Below are 19,853 nucleotides of genomic sequence, written 5' to 3' on the forward strand. Positions count from 1 at the left end.
TGGAGCTGGGAGGTCCCCGCCGAAGGCATGTGGCCCAGGATTCGGCACTAGCCGAGACCCGCGAGCCGATAGAGGACGAGTGAGCCGGCCACGGCGACGTTGAGGCTGGCACCGGTCCCGATCATGGGGATCTCGACGGCTAGGTCCAGGAGGTCCAAGGCCTCTGGTGGGATGCCGGTCTGCTCATGGCCGAGAACCATGACGGTGCGCTCGCGCGCGGCGGGCAGGTCGCCCAGGCGCACGGCCTCCTCGGCGAGCTCCACGCCGAGGATCCTCGAGCCCCGTTGACGCTGATGCTCCAGCCAGCGCGTCGGGTTGCCGGTCCAGTGCACGCACGCGGGGTGGCGCAGCGTGTTCCCGCGCCCGAGGGCTTCGGGGACCCATGGCAGTCGCGGGACGGCGATGCATGCGCCGACCGCGTCGCAGGTACGCAGGAGCGTGCCGAGGATGACACCGTGCATGAACCACAGCGGGGCGGCGATGAGGTGGTCCCAGCAGGAGTGCGAGCGGCGGCGCCGTTCGCGGCGCAGGTCCTTCGGGGTGCGGACTCGCACCTGGGGGCCGTTCACGGGGTGATGAGGGCGTGGCCTCCGAGCTCAGTGTTCATCACAGGGCGCGCTTGTCGGCGCACGCGGGCCATCGTCGGGAGTTGCCAGTGTCTCATCTACCTCGGTCGGTGAGAACCCGGCCAAGCGCTCCTCTCCATAGCCAGAGCCGACACGCGCTGCGGCACGCGACGTCAGCGGCACAGTGTCCCCTTAAGGATCGTCATGTTGCAGATCGGGCACGCACACGAGCCGTCCGCAGCCAGCGCGGACGTTTCGTAGTCTCCGCAGTAGGGGCACGCGTGTGCGAACAGCGTTCGGCATACCCTTCCTGCCGTGGACTGTGGGCGCCGAGACCCTATATCAAGCGACGTTCGAGTCAGAGTGCGAAGCAGTCGGGCGGCCACACTGGCCACATCTATATGCGCTAAGGCGAGATGTCCGCGTCTGCGGCGCACCACCGCAGCGCTATCAGATGATCACCGCTTGAACTCGATGAGATCCGCGTACAGCCGAACGTATCCTTCAACAGTTCCGTCCAACGAATGACCATCAGCGATCCGTAGGCCCCGGCGTCCCATCTCTTGACGGAGGGAGGCGTCGGTCAGCAGTTCAGTAAGGAAGCGAGAGAGCTCAGCCGCGTCGCCTCCTCGATAGAGGAAACCGCTGCGCTCGTGCTCCACCAACTCCTCAAGAGCCGGGGAACGTGCGGCAATCACTGGAATACCTGCAGCCATGGCTTCGAGCGTTGCTAGGCTCTGCAACTCGGCTACGCTCGGCATGCAGAATACGTCACTCCTCGCGTAGATGTCAGTCAGAGAAGCGACGTCGACTGCACCATGAAATGCGATTGCATCGGAAAGGCCGAGCGTTCGAGCTCGACGCTCGAGGCGACGACGCGATCTTCCGTCGCCCACTATTTCCAGCATCGCTGAAGTGTTACTCGCCACAGCGGCGAACGCGGAGAGTAGGTCGCCGACGCGCTTCTCGGGGTCAAGCCTACCTACGAAAAGCACAGTCGGCGCAGCACCTACGACGCCCTTAGTGCAACCGGGCGATGAGCGGAATCGCCCAGCATCGACGCCACCCGAGATTACGGCTCCTCCTTCCAGACGAGCGTGTTCCCGCAAAGCGGCCACCGCAAACTTCGTTGGCCCCGTAACCATCGACGCTCGCCCATATACGCGCTGCACCCGAGCCCAGAGTCGGCGACGCAATAGGTCGTAGGCACACCGGGGGATAGGGATGCCGTAGGTCAGGTTTTCAGGCAGGAAATGGTTTGTTGCGACCACGGGCACGCCATGCAGTTCAGCCGCGGTCAGCGTTGCATGACCGATCCCGAAGTGCGTTTGTACATGGACGACGTCCGGTCGCATCCGCTCCACGAGCCGAGAGGCGATCGGCAGAGCGTCGCGGGACAGGGAGTAACGAACATCGTGACCTGGTATCCAACGAGACCGCACGGTCTCTACATCGAGCCCGTCCACCTGGATAACACCGGGCCGCCCATCGGCCGAGGGGCAGATCAGCACGACATGATGCCCCTTGCCTCGCAGTCCTCGCGCCAACCGCATGGTGAAACTCGAGACACCGTTACGTCCGCGCGCATGCATGTCGGCGGCCAGCAAGACTTTCACTTAGCACCACGCACAACATGTGCGGTCACGCCCGTCGATGCGCCGCTCCATCGACCCCCCGGCATACCGGTTGCACACGCGCTGCCGTTCGCTGAGCACGCCTGCCCCCTCATTATGCGGAGCGTCAGAATGACGGCCCCCGACCGCTCTTAGAAGAATTGTATGCGCTGGCCTCCGCTCGCAGCATCTCCATGGTGGAGGACCCCGCGGCGACTGCCAATAAAACTAGGGACGCAACCACGGCCGCGCTCAACAACGGCGAGTCGTGTATCAGTTTGGAGTCGCTCATACCACGCACCAGTAGTCCTACGGTAGTTGCCACCGCCGCGATATATACCGCGATGCTCAACTTAACGCTCGTGCGCCGCTGTCCCACGCATGACTCCAGAATCGCGACCGTGGCAAGATGGGCGCCCGGTAGTAGGGTGAGCAGTCGCTCCTCTGCAGCCCGCTTCATTCCGAGTCGAGCGGCTTTTTCTGTCTGTAGCTGGGCCACATAATGAAGGATCCCAAGGAACGCGAACGGTGCGGCAATCGATATCGCGCCTCGAAATTCGTCGCCGTTGTTTCCGGCCAGTACTCCGAGAGTCGCGACTAGGATGGTTCCCGCAAAGGCGAAGTACCTATCAGACAGTGCCGTGTATTCGCGGATCTCGGCCGACAGTTGTTCTATGAGCGACCGCATCCCATCAATAAGGGAGAGCTCGTCCGCGGTAGATGCTGCGGCAGCACTGTCGGCGTTGCGTAGGAAACGTCGCATTTGGAGGGCGCCCTCGCTCTTCGATCCGTCACCGTTCACCGGAGCATAGTGCTATCGAGGAGCGAGTGAAAGAGTCGGTCGGTGGAGGCGTTGAAGATCCGCCCGCGTGTGCGCTGGCCCACAGGTGCACTGAACGGACGCGAGTCGTCGCGGTGAGTCGCCGGAATCGCGGACTCGTGCCGCGGCGGGCTGATGTCGTCGACGCGGCGTGCGCCCTGGCAGATGGGTCACGGCAAGACGAGGCTATGGCTAGGCAGGTGAGCATTGCGGTCCACTGACGACGACCGGCGCTGCTTACAAGGAGCCGCTGCGATGAACGGTCGACATGGGTTGCCGCGCCCGGCCCGGCGACGGTGCTGCGGGTGGTGCTTGCCACGTCGCGGCAGCGATCGAACGTCGACCAGGGCCCAGCCGGGGCGGGTGCCGTGTCGCTCGAAGTCCGAATCACAACTTCCCGCAGATGCCCGAGTCCGAACTAGGGAAAGGCGCTGTCCCGGTGAGGATTACGGCTGGCTACCGCTCCGATAATAGTTGGGGCTACGGCAATCAGTAACTGGATGCCCGCGCGATCGCCTCGTCAGCGGCGTCGACCCTCTGGTTGGCGAAAGGCTGCAGCAGCGTTCTGACGACCTCGACCCCGACTCGGTCGCACACCGCGACCGCCTTCGATCCGGCCGAGATGGCGACCTTGAGTGCACCGAGGTCCAGCGGGTGTGCGAAGTCGGAGCGCGACAGCCCCAGCGCTGCGAACGCGTCGAGGCCTGCCTTATCCACAGCGGCGAGCCGGGCAGCGGGCCACGGGATCTTGCCGACGGCCTGGATCGCCGACCGACGCTCTGGGGGTCTTGAGTCGGCGACGACCTGCTGCCAGTTGAGGCCGCCGCTGCTGACCGCTTGGAGGAACTCGGCAACGAGATCTCCGTGCGGTCCGTACTTGGCGCTGGCTCCGTCGCTCGTGCTGCTCATCGCCGTCACGGTACCGGCACCACGTCCACCAGCCGGAGCCTCACCTTCATCCGGATGTCTCCCCACGCAGCGGGGTCGATGTCGGCGTCCAGCAGCGCGTCGTCGATCGCTGCCTGCAGGTCGTCAGCGTTGTTCCGCCACTGAGACCCGATCGACGAGTTGATGGGACCGTCGCCCATCCCGGTGATCTGCTCGGGGTTGCCACCGGCTCGCTGGTCGGGCCCGTGCAGCGGGTACTGGCCCTGAAGCTGTCGCCTCGCCTCCGCCACGGCGTCGGGTCGCGACATGCCGCGCTCCTTGACGAGCCGGTCGGCGATGAGACGCGCCAGGTGACGGTGGTACGCCTCCTCGTTGTCGATGCGGTTGCCGCGCGAGTCCATGCGACCCCGTCCAGTCCTCAAGGGTCATCTGGTTGAGCGCGCGCTGCTGCAGGTCGATCTGCCGCTCGAACTCCACGAGGTCGTGCTTGGCCTGCTGGCGTTCGAAGTTGATCTCCACGTCCTGCGCAAGGCGCAGCACGCCGTTGTCGTTGACGACAACGCCCGACTCGACGTAGGGCCGCAGGCTCTCGGGGACGACGTCGGGATCGGGGAGCCGCCCCGACAGCGTCTCCCCGCTCGAGGACGGGACGTCCGGGTCGACCGTCCCGACGTTGCCGTGCTCACCGCGGGGTGTGCCGTCGTAGTGCGGGTGCGTCGGGTCGTATCGGGGGTCGCCGCGACGATCGAGCGGGACGTCGGAGACATCGGGGGCGTCGCCGCGAACGGTGCCGCCGTCCCAGGCCGGCGCGTGCGGGCTGGTCGTGGCGGGCGCCGGCTGTCGAGGCACCGCGGCGTCCGAGGTGCCGGTGCCGTGCGGATCGCGCACCGGTCCGCCGTCGGCCGGCCGGTCCACGGCCGGGGCGCCGAGACGCTCCGGCGGCAGTGGGTCGACGCGCGGCGGGTCAACGTGCGGCGTGCCCCCTCGCGGATAGGCGTGTGCGGCGTGGTGCCGGGCGTGGTTCGCGACCCGCCGCCCTAGGTCATCGCGTTGAGCAGTCCCGCGAACGGGTTGGCGCGCACGCCGGCACCGGCGCCCGCGACCGCGAGCTGCGGGCCGAAGCCGCCGCCGAACGTGTCGAGGTCGAACCGCGCGGCGATCGTCTTGAGCCCCGTGAGGACCTTGACCCCGCCCCTGACGGCCCACGACCCGCCCTGGACGACGAACTCCTAGGCCGCGCCGCTGATGCGGGCCAGGCGCGCACCGACCGACCCTGTCTTGAGGCCGGCGCCGACCTGCCCGGCGCCGGGGATGAAGAACGTGCCGACGCTGAGCACCGCGGAGGTGCCGGCCGCGAGGCCGTCCTCCTTCCAGGCGTGCCACCCGTCCTCGGCGTTCGGGTCCCAGCCGACGAGGGCGCCGCCGGCGTTGCGGACGGTGGTCGCCCGGTCGTACATCCAGTCGGAGAAGCCGTTGTTGTTGTTGCCGGTCGCGGCCATCCCGGCGGCGACCCAGCCGACCGGGGAGGCGAGCACGACGATCGACCCGACCAGGTCGCTGAGCCCGCCCCACGCCTGCCCGTACGCGTCGCCGGAGAACCAGTCGCCGTTCTCGGGGTTGTAGCCGAGGAGCAGCTGACCGGCGCCCTGCACCAGGTCCTTGCCGAAGGTGTACGCCCCGTGCCCGACGGCCTCGCGGCAGTTGCGGTCCTCGACGACCGGCGAGCCCCACGGCATCGCGACCTCGCCGGAGGTGAACGCCTCGGCGGGGATGGTCTCGACGGGCACCGCGCACACATTCGTCACCAGGCCGTTGATGCCGTTCGCGCAGGCGGCGACGGCGGCGGATACGTCCGAGAGGATGTGCGCGTACTCCTCGAGCAGCGCGTTGTTGCGCTCGACCGTCGCGCCGTCCTCGTTCCACGGCACCTTGACGCGGCGCTCCTCGACACCGGGCACCCAGTCCAGGGCCCACTTCACCTGGTCCATGGCGCCGGCGTCGACGCACGTGACATCAGACAGCTTCGGCGCGAAGAGGATTGGGCGGACCTCCTCCCAGGTGTACTGACCCGCATCGTCGTCGACGCGGTCGATGGGTCGTTGGCCGCCGGTGCCGAGGTGTGGTCGGCCACGTCGTCGTGCTCGAGCCCATGCGGGCAAGGCTGCGGCGCGTTCGGCGCCGGCCGAGCTTCTTCACGTCTACGTGGATCAGCGAGCCCGGGTAGGGGTGCCGTGGTCAGTACACCTAGCGGACGACGTCCTCGGTGTGTCGTGCGTCCCGTGGTGCCCCGGTGCGAACGGTCAGCTCGACGACATCGAGAGCACAAGCAGCGCCAGGAACCTGCCGAGGAACGCCACGACCGCCCCGACAACCAGCAGCACCGCACCGCCAGCGACGGCGACACCACGCCGCGGTCCCGACGAGCGCCTCGCCGCCCGCAGCGCGAAGGCTCCGCCGACCACCAGGCCGACCCCCACGAGCAGGACGAGCACCATGACCGTCACGCCGGCCCAGTCCGTGCTGACGCTCATGGCACTCCCACCGATCGGCCCGCGGGCACGCGGCGGGGCGGGGACGACGAGAGCCGGTGACCCTGAGGTCACCGGCTCTCGGTCTGTGCGCGAGGCGGGATTTGAACCCGCACGCCCTTTCGGACACTGGCACCTGAAGCCAGCGCGTCTGCCGTTCCGCCACTCGCGCGCGGTTCGGAACACTAGCACGGTACGGTCCGGGTACCGAACACGCCGGTCAGGGCCTCGCCCCTGGCGGACGCCGCGTCGGGTCGGTGCCCGGCCTCGGCCGCGGCACCACCCGTCCGGGACGGGGTGTCGGTGGCCCGCGGGGCACGGGCGGAGCAGTGCACGGCTAGCATCGGGACGGACCGTCGTGGCACCTCGCCCGGCGATCCACGAGCACGCTGGCGGGCCACCCGGTCCGGACGACGGGCCCGGACGACCGGCGGGAGGAGGTGGGCGTGGGGTTCCTCGACAAGTTCGAGAACGGCGTGGAGCGCGTCGTCAACAACGCGTTCGCGCGCGCCTTCCGCAGCGAGGTGAAGCCGATCGAGCTGGCGGACGCGCTGCGTCGCGAGCTCGACGACCGCGCCGCCGTGGTGGGTCGCGACCGCACGGTGGTGCCGAACGAGTTCACCATCGAGCTGTCCACGGCCGACTACGACCAGGTGGAGCAGTGGGGCGCGGAGGCGCTGGCGGAGGAGCTCGCGGCGAACGTCACGGACCACGCGGCGAGCCAGCACTACGCGTTCGTCGGCCCGGTGACCGTGTCGTTCAGCGAGAACACGGAGCAGGACGCCGGCCGGTTCGCGGTGCACAGCGCGACGGTGCGCGGTGCGGTGGCCCCGGCGACGACGGCGGCACCGAGCCCGCGGCACCCGCTCATCGACATCGACGGCCAGCGCTACATCCTCACCGGTCCCGTGACCGTGATCGGGCGCGGCTCGGAGGCCGACATCATCGTCGACGACCCCGGCGTCTCCCGGCGGCACCTCGAGATCCGCGTGACGCCCGACGGTGTCATCGCCAGCGACATGGGGTCGACCAACGGCCTGTACGTCGAGGGGCACCAGGTGCCGGCGGCGACGCTGCTCGACGGCAACACGCTGACCATCGGCCGCACCCGGATCCTGTTCTGGACCGGCGGCTCGGACGTGGACGAGTGATGCGGCGCGCATGAGCGAGCTGACCGTCACCCTCCTGAGGATCGGGTACCTGGCCCTGCTGTGGCTGCTGGTCCTGTCCGCCATCACGGTGCTGCGCCGCGACCTGTACGGGACGCGGATCATCGACCGCCGCAAGGCCCCGGCAGCGCGCCCCGCCGCGACGCCCGGTGAGGCCCCCGCGCCCGCCGCCGAGCCCGCGCCCCGCACGCCCCGTCGCACGCGCGGCGGCGGGCCGAGCCGGCTCGTCGTCACCGAGGGCCCGCTGCGAGGCACGACCGTGCCGCTCGGGTCGTCCGCGGTGCTCATCGGCCGCGCCCCCAGCTGCACGCTCGTCCTCGACGACGACTACTCGTCGTCCCGCCACGCGCGCCTGTTCCCGCAGGACGACCAGTGGTTCGTCGAGGACCTCGGCTCCACCAACGGCACGTTCGTCGGCGACCACCGCGTCGAGCAGGCCACGCCCGTCCCCACCGGAACGCCGGTGCGGGTCGGCCAGAGCGTCCTCGAGCTGCAGAGGTAGCCCGTGACGGTCGCCCTCCGCTACGCCGCGCGCTCCGACGTGGGGCTCGTGCGCTCCGACAACCAGGACTCCGCGTACGCCGGACCCCACCTCCTGGTCGTCGCGGACGGCATGGGCGGTCACGCCGGCGGCGACGTGGCCTCGTCGGTCGCGGTGGCGGCCCTCGCCCCGCTGGACGGCGAGTCGCACGGCCCCGACGACGCGCTGGACGAGCTCGAGGTGGCGCTCGACGACGCGCGCGCCGAGATCATCGCGCGCAGCACCGCCGAGCCGGACCTCGCGGGCATGGGCACGACCGTCACGGCGATCCTGCGCGCGGGCAACAAGCTCGCGATGGTGCACCTCGGCGACAGCCGCGGGTACCTGTTCCGCGACGGCGTCCTCACGCAGGTCACCACCGACCACACGTTCGTGCAGCACCTCGTCGACACCGGCCGCATCACCGCCGAGGAGGCGGAGCACCACCCGCAGCGCTCCGTGGTCATGCGCGTGCTGGGCGACTTCGACGCCGACGTCACCGCCGACCTGTCGGTCCGCGAGGCCCGCGTCGGCGACCGCTGGCTGCTGTGCTCCGACGGCCTGTCGGGCTTCGTCTCGGCCGAGACGATCGAGGAGACGCTCGCGACGATCCCGGACGTCGACGCGTGCGCCGACCGGCTGGTGCAGCTCGCGCTGCGCGCGGGCGGCGGCGACAACGTGACGGTGGTCCTCGCCGACGTCGTCGAGCTCGACGAGCTGCCCGACGGCGCGATGCCCGGCACGAACGCGAGCGTCGTCGGAGCGGCGGCGCTGTCCCGCAAGCGCCGGTCCGCGGCGGCCGAGAGCCCCGCCGCCCGCGCGGCGTGGCTGTCCAGCCGCGCGCGCCGCGGCGAGGGCACGGCCACCGAGGCGTCCGACGACGCCGACCCGGAGACGCCGCCCGGCGGCACCGGCGCGGTCGCCACCGCCGGCACGGACGCCGACGGGCCGGACCGCGACAGCGACGAGGACGAGCCGCTGGCGCCCGAGCCGCGCCGCCGCGGGCTCGTCGTGACGTGGGTGGTCGTGGGCGTCGCGCTCGTCGCCGCCGTCGTGCTCGGCTACCTGTGGACGCAGCAGCAGTACTACGTCGGCCACGCCGACGGCCGCGTGACGGTGTACCGGGGGATCCCGCAGACGCTCGGGCCGCTCGAGCTCGCGTCCGTGGTCGAGACGACCGACGTCGAGGTCGCCGACCTGCCCGCCTACCTGCGCGAACGCGTCGAGCAGACGATCTCGGCCGGGTCCCTCGCCCAGGCGCGCGACCTCGTCGACATGCTCGCCGACGGCGTCGAGGACGAGGAGCCGGCCACGCCCGCCCCGACGCCCACGCCCGCCACGCCCACCGCGCCCGCGCAGCCGGCCACCGACCAGCCCGCCGACGGCCAGCCGGCCGACGGCCAGCCCGCGACCGACCTGCCCGGAGCCGGCGTCCCGTGATGGCCTCCATCCAGCCCCACCGGGTCCGTCCCGGGCGCGGGACCGAGCTGCTGCTGCTCGTGCCCGCCCTCGGCATCGGCATCGCCGGGTACGTCCTCGCCGGTCTCGGCGTCACCGACCAGGTGCCCCCGCACGCGGTCGCGTACGCCGTCGGCACCACCGTGCTCGCGCTCGTCGTGCACGTGGTGCTGCGCCTGCGCGCGCCCTACGCGGACCCGGTGATCCTGCCGGTCGTCGTCGCGCTCAACGGCCTCGGCCTGGGGATGATCTCGCGCATCTCGCTCGCATACGCCGAGCGCGGCCGCGCGGACTCCGGGTTCGCGGACCGCCAGCTCGCGTGGACCGCCATCTCCGTGGCCCTCGCGGTGGGCGTGCTCCTGCTGCTGCGCGACCACCGCACGCTGCGCCGGTACACGTACACGGCGATGGTCGCGGCGCTCGCGCTCATCGTGCTGCCGCTGCTGCCCGTCATCGGCCAGACCGTGAACGGCGCCCGGATCTGGGTGCGCGTCGGCCCGGTCGGCATGCAGCCCGCCGAGTTCGCCAAGATCGCCCTCGCCGTGTTCTTCGCCGGCTACCTCGTCACGCACCGCGACACGCTCGCCCTGGCCGGCAAGAAGGTGCTGGGCCTGCAGCTGCCGCGCGCCCGCGACCTCGGCCCGATCCTGCTCGTGTGGGGCGTGTCGCTGCTCGTCCTCGTCGGGCAGCGCGACCTCGGCACCTCGCTGCTGTTCTTCGGCCTGTTCGTCGCGATGCTGTACCTCGCCACCGAGCGCACCAGCTGGGTCGTCATCGGCCTCCTGCTGTTCGTCGGCGGCGCGATCGCGGCGGCGACGACGTTCAGCCACGTCGGCGCACGCTTCGACGTGTGGCTGCGGGCCCTCGACCAGGACGTCTACGGGCGTGAGGTCGGCGGGTCGTACCAGGTGGTGCAGGGGCTGTTCGGGATGGCGAACGGCGGCCTGTTCGGCACCGGCTGGGGCCAGGGGCGGCCCGACCTCGTGCCGTACGCCGAGTCCGACTTCATCATCGCGTCCATCGGCGAGGAACTCGGCCTGACGGGCCTGCTCGCCGTGCTGCTGCTCTACACCGTGCTCGCCGAGCGGGGCATGCGGACCGCCATCGGCGTCCGCGACGGGTTCGGCAAGCTGCTCGCGGGCGGCCTGTCGTTCGTCGTGGCCTTCCAGCTGTTCGTCGTCGTCGGCGGCGTCACGCGGATCATCCCGCTCACCGGCCTCACCACGCCGTTCCTCGCGTACGGCGGCTCGTCGCTCGTCGCCAACTGGATCATCGCGGCGCTGCTGCTGCGCATCTCCGACGAGGCGCGGCGGCCCGTGCCGGTGGTTCGGGCGGTGCCGACGCCGGACATCGGGGTGCCCGTGGCCGTCGCCGGCCGCGCCGAGGGCGCCGACGGGCCCGTGCGGTCGTCGGCGCGCACCGCGCCGGACGACCCCGGACCCCGACCCGACGACCGACCGACCGAGCACATCGGGGGTGACGACCGGTGAACACGCCGCTGCGCCGCCTCGCCACGCTCGTCCTCGTCATGTTCGTCGCCCTCATGGGCAGCGCCTCGTGGGTGCAGTTCGGGCAGGCGGGGGACCTCAACACCGACCCGCGCAACGCCCGCACGCTGTACCGCGAGCACGGGAACGCACGCGGGCCCATCGTCGCCGGCGGCGAGGCCATCGCCGCGTCCGTGCCCGTCGACGACCCGTTCGGGTTCCAGCGCACCTACGCGAACGGCGAGCTGTACAGCGCCGTGACCGGCTTCTACTCGATCGCGAACGGCCGCAGCCAGCTCGAGCGCGCCGCGAACGACCAGCTCACCGGCCGCGGCGACCAGCTCTTCTTCTCGCGCATCCGCGACCTGCTCACCGGACGTCGGCCCGAGGGCGCGGCCGTCGAGACGACGATCCTGCCCGCCGCGCAGCAGGCGGCCCGCACCGCGCTCGGCGACCAGCAGGGCGCCGTCGCCGCGATCGAGCCGTCCACCGGCCGCGTCCTCGCCCTGGTCTCCACGCCCGGCTTCGACCCCAACGTCCTCGCCGTGCACAGCACGAGCGAGGCGTCCGCCCGGTACGCCGAGCTCGACGCCACCGAGGGCAACCCGCTGCGCAGCAACGCCACGCAGGAGCGGTACGCGCCGGGCTCGACGTTCAAGCTCGTCACGGCCGCGGCCGCGCTCGAGAGCGGCGCGTACACGCCCGAGACGGCCGTCCCGTCGCCGGTCTCGCTGACGCTCCCCCAGACCAGCGCCACGATCGGCAACTTCGGCGGCAGCAGCTGCGGCGGCGACCAGGTCAGCCTCGCCGACGCGCTGCGCGTCTCGTGCAACACCGCGTTCGCGAACCTCGGCCTCACCCTCGGCGAGGACGCGCTGCGCGAGCAGTCCGAGCGCTTCGGCTTCGACGGCGGCGAGCTGACGATCCCCACGCAGGTCGTCGAGAGCGTCTTCCCCACCGACCTCGACCCGCCGTCGCTCGCGCAGACCGCGATCGGCCAGCGCGACGTCGTCGCGACGCCGCTGCAGGTCGCGATGATCAGCGCGGCGATCGCCAACGGCGGGCAGCTCATGCGGCCCTACCTCGTCGAGACCGTGCGCGCCGCCGACCTCACGGTCGTCTCGCAGACGGACCCGGAGACGCTGTCGACGGCCGTCTCCCCCGAGACGGCGAGCGCGCTCACGCAGATGATGGTCGGCGTCGTCGAGTCCGGGACGGGCCGCTCCGCGCGCCTGCCGGGCGTGCAGGTGGCCGGCAAGACGGGCACGGCGGAGACGGTGCCGGGCGAGCCGCCGCACGCGTGGTTCACGGCGTTCGCGCCGGCCGAGGCGCCGCGGGTGGCCGTCGCGGTCATCGTCGAGAACGGCGGGAACCTCGGCAACGAGGCCACGGGTGGACAGGTCGCGGCGCCGGTCGCGCGGGCCGTGATCGAGGCGGTGCTGGGATCGTGAGGACGGGTCCGGGCGTCGCGCTCGGCGGGGGGCGCTACCGGCTGCTGCGGCGGATCGCCGTCGGCGGCATGGGCGAGGTGTGGGAGGCGAACGACGACGCGCTTCAGCGTCCCGTCGCCGTCAAGGTGCTGCGCGCCGAGTTCGCGGGCGACGGCGGCTTCCTCGAGCGGTTCCGCACCGAGGCGCGCAACTCCGCGGCGCTCTCGCACCCGAACATCGCCGCGCTGTTCGACTACGGCGAGCAGGACGGGTCGGCGTACCTCGTCATGGAGCTCGTCGTCGGCGAGCCGCTGAGCGACCTGCTCGAGCGCGAGCCCGTGCTGGACACGCGTCGGCTGCTGCCGGTGCTCGCGCAGACGGCCCGCGGCCTGCACGCCGCGCACCTGGCCGGCGTCGTGCACCGCGACGTCAAGCCGGGCAACATCCTGCTCGCGCGCTCGGGCAAGGTGAAGATCACCGACTTCGGCGTCTCGCTCGCCGCCGACCAGAAGACGATGACCGCCACCGGCATGGTCATGGGCACGGCGCAGTACCTCTCCCCCGAGCAGGCCGTCGGCCGCCCGGCCACGCCGCTGTCCGACCTGTACTCCCTCGGCGTCGTCGCCTACGAGGCCCTCGCCGGCAAGCGCCCGTTCACGGGCCCGACGGCGGTCGACATCGCTGTCGCGCACGTCAACGACCCCGTGCCGCCGCTGCCGACGACCGTCGAGCGGCGGCTCGCGGCGCTCGTGCTGCGCCTGCTGTCGAAGGAGCCGTCCGAGCGGCCCGCGTCGGGCGAGGAGCTGGCGGGCATGTTCGACCGGCTCGTGCCGCAGACCCCGCCGTCGGGCGTCCCGGTGCTGGTCACACGGCCGCAGCGGCCCCGGGACGAGTTCGCGCGCCCCCGCCGGGACGAGCAGGCGCCCGCCGCCGCACCGGCCGCGAGCCCGCCGTCGTACCCGCCGTCGCGCCGCGGGCGCGGCACCGCCCGGCCCGAGCCCGCACCGGGCACCCGCCGCGCGGCCGCCCGCGCCGCCGCTCCCCCGCCCAGCCCGGTGCTCGGCGCGGTGCGCGACGCCGGGCAGAACCTGCGCCGCCTGCGGCTGCCCCTCGTCATCCTCGTGCTCGTGCTCGTGGCCCTGCTCGGCGCGGCGCTGGCCGACCGGGTCGTCGGCGCGCACGGGACGCCCGGCGCGACGTCGACCGTGCGGGCGACGGGTGTGACGGCCACCGACCAGTACCCTCGTGCGGACGCACCCGGTGGGATGATCACCGGGGAACGCCGGGACGCGCGTGCGCAGACCGACCCGGCAGGGCGGGACCCGGGCCCTCTGCCCGTCCCGCGATCGACGGAAGTGAAGGACGCCTAGTGGTGGACGACGGATCCCGCATCCTTGCCAACCGGTACGAGGTCGGTGAGCTCATCGGCCGCGGCGGCATGGCCGAGGTGCACATCGGGCACGACACCCGGCTGGGCCGCACGGTCGCCATCAAGATCCTGCGCTCCGACCTGGCCCGCGACCCCTCGTTCCAGAACCGGTTCCGGCGCGAGGCGCAGTCCGCCGCCGCGCTGAACCACCCGGCGATCGTCGCCGTGTACGACACGGGCGAGGACCTCGTCACCGAGGCCACCGGCGTGGTCGCGCACGTGCCGTTCATCGTCATGGAGTACGTCGAGGGCCACACCGTGCGGGACATCCTGCGCGACGGCCACGCGGTGCCCATCGACGAGGCGGTCGAGATCACCGCCGGCGTGCTGTCCGCGCTCGAGTACTCGCACCACGCCGGCATCGTCCACCGCGACATCAAGCCCGCGAACGTCATGATCACGCCCACGGGCGCGGTCAAGGTCATGGACTTCGGCATCGCGCGCGCCGTGGCCGACTCCGCCGCGACGATGACGCAGACGCAGGCCGTCATCGGCACCGCGCAGTACCTCTCCCCCGAGCAGGCGCGCGGCGAGCAGGTCGACGCCCGCTCGGACCTGTACTCGACCGGCTGCCTGCTGTTCGAGCTGCTCACGGGCCGCCCGCCGTTCGTCGGCGACTCCCCCGTCGCCGTCGCGTACCAGCACGTCCGCGAGGCGCCGCCCGTGCCCAGCCAGATCGCGTCCGACGTGCCCGAGGCGCTCGACCGCATCACGCTCAAGGCCCTCGCCAAGGAGCGCGACGCGCGCTACTCGACGGCCGCGGAGTTCCGCGCCGACCTCGAGGCCGTGCTGCGCGGCGGCGCCGTGAACGCACCGGCCGTGGGTGCCGCGCTCGCCGCGGTGCCGACCGGCGACGCCACGCAGGTCATGGCGCCGGCGGCCGCGACGACGCAGGCGATGCCGCCCGCCGTGGCGGGCTCGCCGTGGGGCTCCACCGGCATCATGACCGGCACGACCCCGGCGGAGGACGAGCCGGAGGAGAAGCGCAAGCCCTGGCTGATGTGGACGCTCATCGCGGTGGCCGTCCTGGCCGTCGCGGGCATCGTCTGGCTGCTCATGTCGAACAACCGCACCGCCGAGCCCGAGACGGTCGCGGTGCCCGGCGTGGTCGGGCAGTCCCAGGAGCAGGCGATCCAGACGCTCGAGGCGGCGGACCTGGTCCCCGTGCCGCAGCAGGAGCCGAGCGACACCGTGCCGTCCGGGCAGGCGACGCGCACCGACCCCGCCGAGGGCGAGGACGTCGAGCCGGGCAGCGACGTCAACCTCTTCATCTCCACCGGCCCGTCCGAGGTCACCGTGCCCGACGTGACCGACGAGACCGAGGCGGACGCCGTGCGCCTCCTCGAGGCCGAGGGGCTCGTCGTCTCCGACACCCGCACACCGGTCGACCACCCGACCATCGCGCGCGGTCGCGTCGTCAGCACCGACCCGCCGGCCAACGCGCCCGTCGACGCCGGCGCGGAGGTCACGCTGTCGGTGTCCAGCGGCAACGTCGTGGTGCCGAACGTGACCGGCCAGAACGTGGAGGACGCCACCACCGCGCTGCGCGAGGCGGGCCTGCAGGTCGCGACGTCCGAGGAGCCCAGCGAGGAGCCCGAGGGGACCGTGGTCTCCCAGGACCGCGGCGAGGGCAACATCGTGCCGCAGGGCACGACCGTCAACCTCGGGGTCGCGTCGCCGCCGACCACGGCCACCGTCCCGACGACGCTGCGCGGGCAGCAGTACGACGCGGCCGTGCAGGCCCTGTCCGCCGTCGGCCTGACGAACGTGCGCCGCGAGGACGTCGACTCCGACGATCCGGCCGGCACCGTCATCTCGTCCGACCCGAACGGCGGCACGCAGATAGCCCGCGAGCAGCAGGTGACCCTGCGGGTGTCGCGCGGCCCGCGCGGCGGCGGCAACCAGAACCCGCCGCCCACGCCGACGCCGCCCGGTCAGGGCGAGGGCGACGACTGAGCCCGACGTGATGTGACGAAGGCCCCCGGGGAGCTCCCCGGGGGCCTTCGTCGTGGTGCGCGTCGGCGCGCCCCGCCGCAGCGGTCAGAGGCGCACCAGCGGGTGCAGCCCCACCGAGCGCTCGACCGCGTCGGTGGCGCCGCAGAGCTCGAGCCAGTTGGCGAGCAGCCGGTGGCCGCCCTCGGTGAGCACCGACTCCGGGTGGAACTGCACGCCGTGCAGCGGCAGCTCGCGGTGCTGCAGGCCCATGACGATGCCGTGCGCGCGCGCCGTGACCTCGAGCTCGTCGGAGAACGTCCCGTCGACGACCGCGAGCGAGTGGTACCGCGTCGCCGTGAAGGGCGTCGGCAGGCCGGCGAGGACGCCGTCGCCGGCGTGCTCGACCTCGCTCGTCTTGCCGTGCATGAGCTCGGGCGCGTGCGTCACCGTCCCGCCGAACACCTCGCCGAGCGCCTGGTGGCCCAGGCACACGCCGAGCATGGGCGTGCCGGCGGTCGCGCAGTCGCGGACCACCTGGATGCTCTGGCCGGCGTCGGCGGGCGTGCCGGGGCCGGGGGAGACGAGCACGCCGTCGTACCCGGCGCGCTCGGCGGCGGGCGGCACCGCGTCGTTCCGCACGACCTCGGTCTTCGCCCCGAGCTGGTCGAGGTAGCCGACGATCGTGTAGACGAACGAGTCGTAGTTGTCGATCACGAGGATCCGCGTCACGTCACTCACCCACCGTGGTCTCGTTGAACGGCATGTACGGCGCCACGGCGGGGTACAGCCACAGGAAGCAGGCGACGACGACGGCCGCCGCGAGCGCGAGGGCGATCACCGCCCGCACCGGCCACGGCCCGGGCAGGTGCCGCCACAACCATCCGTACATCATGAGCCTCCTGCGTCGGTCCGCCCAGACCCTGTCCACCTGGTCGCCGTCACGCCGCCCCCAGCAGCTCGGCCGGGGTGCCGCTCGACACGGGCGCCCAGTAGTCGAGGACGCCGTGCACGATGAAGCGCTCGCGCGCGGAGAACATCGGGTGGCACGTGGTGAGGGTGATGAAGCGCTCGGTCGGCTCGACGCCCGGCTCGTTCGGCACGGGCGCGATGACGCGCACGTCCTTGGGCAGCACGACCTCGCTCGAGGTGACCCGGTAGACGTACCAGGTGTCGGCGGTGCGCACGACGAGCGGGTCGCCGATCTGCAGCTCCTCGATGCGGTTGAAAGGCTTGCCGAACGTCACGCGGTGCCCCGCGAGCGCGAAGTTGCCGACGCCGCCGGGCATGGCGGTGCCGGGGTAGTGGCCGATGCCGAGCACGTCGAGGACGGTGGGCCGGTCGGTGCCCTGGCTGATCGGCCGCTCGGGCTCGCCGGTCCACCGCGGCACCTGGAGCGTCGCGAGGGTCTCCGCGTGCGCGGGCTCCGCGGCGGGCGCGGGCGGCTCGTCGCGGCGCGGCTCGGCGACGAGCGGGCCCTCGTCCTCGACGGCGGCCGGCGGCGGCTCGACGAAGTCCAGCTCGCGCACGATCTCGGCCTGCGCGCGGTCGCCCTCGACGTCCGTCCACCACAGCTGCCAGACGAGGAAGCCGAGCAGCAGCACGCCCAGGGTGATGAGCAGCTCGCCCAGGACGCCCACGGCGCCGTACACGACGGCGCGGCCGCGGCCGCCCGGGGTGCCGGCGCGCGCGTGCGACGGCGCGTGGCCCGCGGCCCGGCGCTCGGTCGTGCCCTGCGTGGTCACGAGACCTCCTCGGTCGGTGCGGGGTAGGCGTCCCGCTCGGCGGGCAGGCCGGGCAGCACCTCGACGTCGTGCGGCACACGGGCCGACGCCAGCTCGGTGGCGCCGGAGAAGGCGGGCAGCTCGAGGCGCTCCTCGCCCGTCACCTGCCAGCCGAGGCCGACGTCGGCGGCGTCGCGCACGTACCCGCGCACGGCGGGCGACGCGTCGAGCCCGGCCCGCAGGTCGTCGGGGTCGCCGACGGCGCGCACGACGTACGGCGGGGAGTACACGCGGCCGTGCAGGCGCAGCACGTTGCCGACGCACCAGAAGGCGCTGGTCGACACGACGCGCTGGTCCATGAGCGCCATCGCCTCCGCGCCGCCGGCCCACAGCGCGTTCATGACGGACTGCAGGTCCTGCTGGTGCACGACGAGGACGTCGGGGTTGAGGCTCTCGCGCTGCGCGTCGGCGGGCGCGTCGTCGAGGACGACGGTGAGACCGGGGCCCGTGACGGGCACGGAGCCGCCCTCGACGAGGTCGGCGACGGACGGCGTCGGCAGCGCGAACCCGGAGACGGCGTTCTGCTCGGCGGCGAGGCGCGCGACCTCGGCGCGCAGCGCGTCGACCTCCGCGGACATGCGCTCGACGTTCGTGGCCTGCTGGCGCGAGAGCTCGCCGAGGTCCTGGGGGTGGCGGTCGGGCCCGGCGTCGGCGGTGCGCGCGCTCACGGTGAAGAGCACGCCGGACAGGCCGAGGACGGCGCCCACGGCCACGGCACCGCGGCCGAGGCGGCCGCGTCGGGTCCGCTCGGCGGCCGGTGCGGGGTCGCCCGCCGCCCGGTGGGCCCGCTGGCTCACGCCTGCTCCTTCCGCTCGTCGTGACCGGCACGCACGGCGGCCGGGACGACAGCACTACGCTAGGTCACGATCGGCGCCGTGCCGACATCCGGTCCGCCGACGTACCCGCCGACGTACCTCGGACGGCGGTGCCGAGGCGGACGGGCGGCGGCCGCCGGACCACCGTCGCAGACAGGAGCTCACCGACGTGCCCGAGTCGAAGTCCCGCAAGAAGCCCGCGTTCACCCCGCCGCCCGGCAAGCCGGCCGCGCCCAAGCCGCTGCCGCGCTGGTACCTGCCGCTGGCCATCGGCCTCATGATCCTCGGCCTGGTCTGGCTGGTCACGACGTACCTGTCGCCGGGCGCCGCGTACCCCGTGCCGGGCATCGGCCAGTGGAACCTGGCGATCGGCTTCGCGATCATCGTGGTCGGTTTCGGGATGCTCACGCGCTGGCGCTGACCCACCGCTCCGTCCACAGGTTCCACCCGTGGTCGAGGGTTCGGTACACAGGCGGTGCACAGACCTGTGGATAACTACACGCGTGTAATTCCACAGGTGTGAGCAACGTTGGGGACGCCCCCGCGGGGCCCGGAACCGTGGCTCAGCGGAACCCTGCCGAGGCGTACACCGCGAGGGAGACGCCCACGAGCACCACGCCGACGACCACGGGCGCGAGCACGGCGACGAGCCGTCGCCGCTCCTTCGGCGCGTACGCGTAGGCGGCACCGAGGGCGGCCCCGATGACGAGGCCGCCGAGGTGCGCCTGCCAGGAGATGCCCGGCAGGACGAAGCCGAGGACGCCGTTGAGCACGAGCACGCCGACGATGCCGCGTGCGTCGCGGCCGAGCCGGCGCAGCACGACGAGCACGGCGCCGAACAGGCCGAAGACGGCACCGGACGCACCGACGAGCCAGGTGAGCCACCCGTCGGTCGCGGTGGCGAGCGCGAGCGCGCCGACCGACCCGCCGACGGCGCTGAGCAGGTAGAGCGTCACGTACCGGGCACGGCCGAGCGTCTGCTCCAGGTACGGCCCGACCATCCACAGCGCGACCATGTTGAACGCGATGTGCAGCAGCTGGCCGGGCGCGTGCAGGAACGCCGACGTGAGGAAGCGCCACGGCTCGGCCGCGCCGTAGTACGGCAGGAACGCCAGCCGGTCCGTGAACCCGGGGACCGTGCGCTGCAGCACGTAGGCCACGACGCAGATCCCGATGAGCGCCAGGGTGACGACCGGCCGCCCGCGCCGCACGGGGGCCCCGAGCGCGGTCCGCTGCTCCGGCGCCGTGCGCGCCGCCTGCGCCACGCAGTCGACGCAGTGGAACCCGACGGCGGCGGGCACCTGGCAGTCCGGGCACGCCGGCCGGCCGCAGCGCTGGCACGTCGTGTACGCCACGCGGTCGGGGTGCCGCGGGCAGACCGGGGGCTGGTCGGCCGGCGGCTCCGGGAGGGAGC

Annotated in this window: 20 protein-coding genes and 1 tRNA gene; 8 read left to right on the forward strand and 13 right to left on the reverse strand. The window is 72.5% G+C overall.

From position 1 onward, the window contains the following. Window positions 1-47: 47 nt before the first annotated feature. From ACFUMH_RS04315 to ACFUMH_RS04350, 8 genes are all read right to left on the reverse strand, one after another. Window positions 48-569: a TrmH family RNA methyltransferase gene (locus ACFUMH_RS04315; protein WP_378200935.1), complete on the reverse strand. Its 522-nt coding sequence runs from the start codon at window positions 567-569 to the stop codon at window positions 48-50. Window positions 570-1,024: 455 nt separating this feature from the next. Next, complete coding sequence (locus ACFUMH_RS04320) at window positions 1,025-2,182, reverse strand: glycosyltransferase (protein WP_378200938.1); 1,158 nt, start codon at window positions 2,180-2,182, stop codon at window positions 1,025-1,027. Between the two features lie 124 nt (window positions 2,183-2,306). Then, window positions 2,307-2,981, reverse strand: coding sequence for a hypothetical protein (locus ACFUMH_RS04325; protein ID WP_378200941.1), 675 nt, complete (start codon window positions 2,979-2,981; stop codon window positions 2,307-2,309). A 507-nt stretch (window positions 2,982-3,488) separates the two neighbouring features. Beyond that, window positions 3,489-3,908 (reverse strand): hypothetical protein, encoded by a 420-nt coding sequence (locus ACFUMH_RS04330; RefSeq protein ID WP_378200944.1) that lies wholly within the window; start codon window positions 3,906-3,908, stop codon window positions 3,489-3,491. A gap of 5 nt (window positions 3,909-3,913) precedes the next feature. Beyond that, on the reverse strand, window positions 3,914-4,288 hold the full coding sequence (locus ACFUMH_RS04335; protein WP_378200947.1) for a polymorphic toxin type 15 domain-containing protein: 375 nt from the start codon (window positions 4,286-4,288) through the stop codon (window positions 3,914-3,916). An 828-nt stretch (window positions 4,289-5,116) separates the two neighbouring features. Further along, window positions 5,117-5,875: a hypothetical protein gene (locus ACFUMH_RS04340; RefSeq protein ID WP_378200950.1), complete on the reverse strand. Its 759-nt coding sequence runs from the start codon at window positions 5,873-5,875 to the stop codon at window positions 5,117-5,119. 312 nt (window positions 5,876-6,187) lie between these two features. Continuing rightward, window positions 6,188-6,418, reverse strand: a complete 231-nt coding sequence (locus ACFUMH_RS04345) for a hypothetical protein (RefSeq protein WP_378200953.1) — start codon at window positions 6,416-6,418, stop codon at window positions 6,188-6,190. Between the two features lie 86 nt (window positions 6,419-6,504). Continuing rightward, window positions 6,505-6,587, reverse strand: a tRNA-Leu gene (locus ACFUMH_RS04350). A gap of 274 nt (window positions 6,588-6,861) precedes the next feature. Between ACFUMH_RS04350 and ACFUMH_RS04355 the strand changes: the two genes are divergently transcribed. From ACFUMH_RS04355 to pknB, 7 genes are read left to right on the forward strand one after another with little or no spacing between them, the layout of a single operon-like run. Further along, window positions 6,862-7,566, forward strand: coding sequence for an FhaA domain-containing protein (locus ACFUMH_RS04355; RefSeq protein ID WP_378200956.1), 705 nt, complete (start codon window positions 6,862-6,864; stop codon window positions 7,564-7,566). A 10-nt stretch (window positions 7,567-7,576) separates the two neighbouring features. Next, window positions 7,577-8,086, forward strand: coding sequence for an FHA domain-containing protein (locus tag ACFUMH_RS04360; protein ID WP_378200959.1), 510 nt, complete (start codon window positions 7,577-7,579; stop codon window positions 8,084-8,086). Window positions 8,087-8,089: 3 nt separating this feature from the next. After that, window positions 8,090-9,544: a PP2C family protein-serine/threonine phosphatase gene (locus ACFUMH_RS04365; protein WP_378200962.1), complete on the forward strand. Its 1,455-nt coding sequence runs from the start codon at window positions 8,090-8,092 to the stop codon at window positions 9,542-9,544. After that, the gene (locus tag ACFUMH_RS04370) at window positions 9,544-11,052 is read left to right on the forward strand and encodes an FtsW/RodA/SpoVE family cell cycle protein (RefSeq protein ID WP_378200965.1); all 1,509 of its coding nucleotides are present in this window, start codon (window positions 9,544-9,546) and stop codon (window positions 11,050-11,052) included. The genes ACFUMH_RS04365 and ACFUMH_RS04370 overlap by 1 nt, the downstream gene beginning before the upstream one ends. Next, window positions 11,049-12,500 (forward strand): peptidoglycan D,D-transpeptidase FtsI family protein, encoded by a 1,452-nt coding sequence (locus ACFUMH_RS04375; RefSeq protein ID WP_378200967.1) that lies wholly within the window; start codon window positions 11,049-11,051, stop codon window positions 12,498-12,500. Before ACFUMH_RS04370 ends, ACFUMH_RS04375 begins: the two co-directional genes overlap by 4 nt. Next, window positions 12,497-13,849, forward strand: coding sequence for a serine/threonine-protein kinase (locus ACFUMH_RS04380; RefSeq protein WP_378200970.1), 1,353 nt, complete (start codon window positions 12,497-12,499; stop codon window positions 13,847-13,849). The genes ACFUMH_RS04375 and ACFUMH_RS04380 overlap by 4 nt, the downstream gene beginning before the upstream one ends. Next, entirely contained in the window at window positions 13,849-15,864 is a 2,016-nt protein-coding gene (gene pknB / locus ACFUMH_RS04385; RefSeq protein ID WP_378200973.1) for a Stk1 family PASTA domain-containing Ser/Thr kinase, read from the forward strand. The genes ACFUMH_RS04380 and pknB overlap by 1 nt, the downstream gene beginning before the upstream one ends. 84 nt (window positions 15,865-15,948) lie before the next feature. Here pknB and ACFUMH_RS04390 read toward each other — a convergent pair whose 3' ends face one another. Genes ACFUMH_RS04390 through ACFUMH_RS04405 form a run of 4 tightly spaced genes read right to left on the reverse strand, consistent with a single transcriptional unit; the run spans window position 15,949 to window position 18,421 of the window. Then, window positions 15,949-16,572, reverse strand: coding sequence for an aminodeoxychorismate/anthranilate synthase component II (locus ACFUMH_RS04390; RefSeq protein WP_378200975.1), 624 nt, complete (start codon window positions 16,570-16,572; stop codon window positions 15,949-15,951). Between the two features lies 1 nt (window position 16,573). Then, window positions 16,574-16,735, reverse strand: coding sequence for a hypothetical protein (locus ACFUMH_RS04395; protein WP_378200978.1), 162 nt, complete (start codon window positions 16,733-16,735; stop codon window positions 16,574-16,576). A gap of 46 nt (window positions 16,736-16,781) precedes the next feature. Next, window positions 16,782-17,585, reverse strand: coding sequence for a class E sortase (locus tag ACFUMH_RS04400; protein ID WP_378200981.1), 804 nt, complete (start codon window positions 17,583-17,585; stop codon window positions 16,782-16,784). Continuing rightward, the gene (locus ACFUMH_RS04405) at window positions 17,582-18,421 is read right to left on the reverse strand and encodes a DUF881 domain-containing protein (RefSeq protein ID WP_378200984.1); all 840 of its coding nucleotides are present in this window, start codon (window positions 18,419-18,421) and stop codon (window positions 17,582-17,584) included. Before ACFUMH_RS04405 ends, ACFUMH_RS04400 begins: the two co-directional genes overlap by 4 nt. Window positions 18,422-18,608: 187 nt before the next feature. Here ACFUMH_RS04405 and ACFUMH_RS04410 point away from each other — a divergent pair, with 187 nt between their 5' ends. Continuing rightward, window positions 18,609-18,860 (forward strand): cell division protein CrgA, encoded by a 252-nt coding sequence (locus tag ACFUMH_RS04410; protein WP_378200987.1) that lies wholly within the window; start codon window positions 18,609-18,611, stop codon window positions 18,858-18,860. Window positions 18,861-19,002: 142 nt separating this feature from the next. Here the strand turns inward: ACFUMH_RS04410 and ACFUMH_RS04415 are convergent. Further along, a partial coding sequence (locus ACFUMH_RS04415; protein ID WP_378200990.1) for a rhomboid family intramembrane serine protease occupies window positions 19,003-19,853 on the reverse strand: 851 nt, incomplete at its 5' end.

Origin of the sequence: Cellulomonas sp. NPDC057328, from assembly GCF_042667215.1 — a bacterium.
Taxonomy (GTDB): domain Bacteria; phylum Actinomycetota; class Actinomycetes; order Actinomycetales; family Cellulomonadaceae; genus Cellulomonas.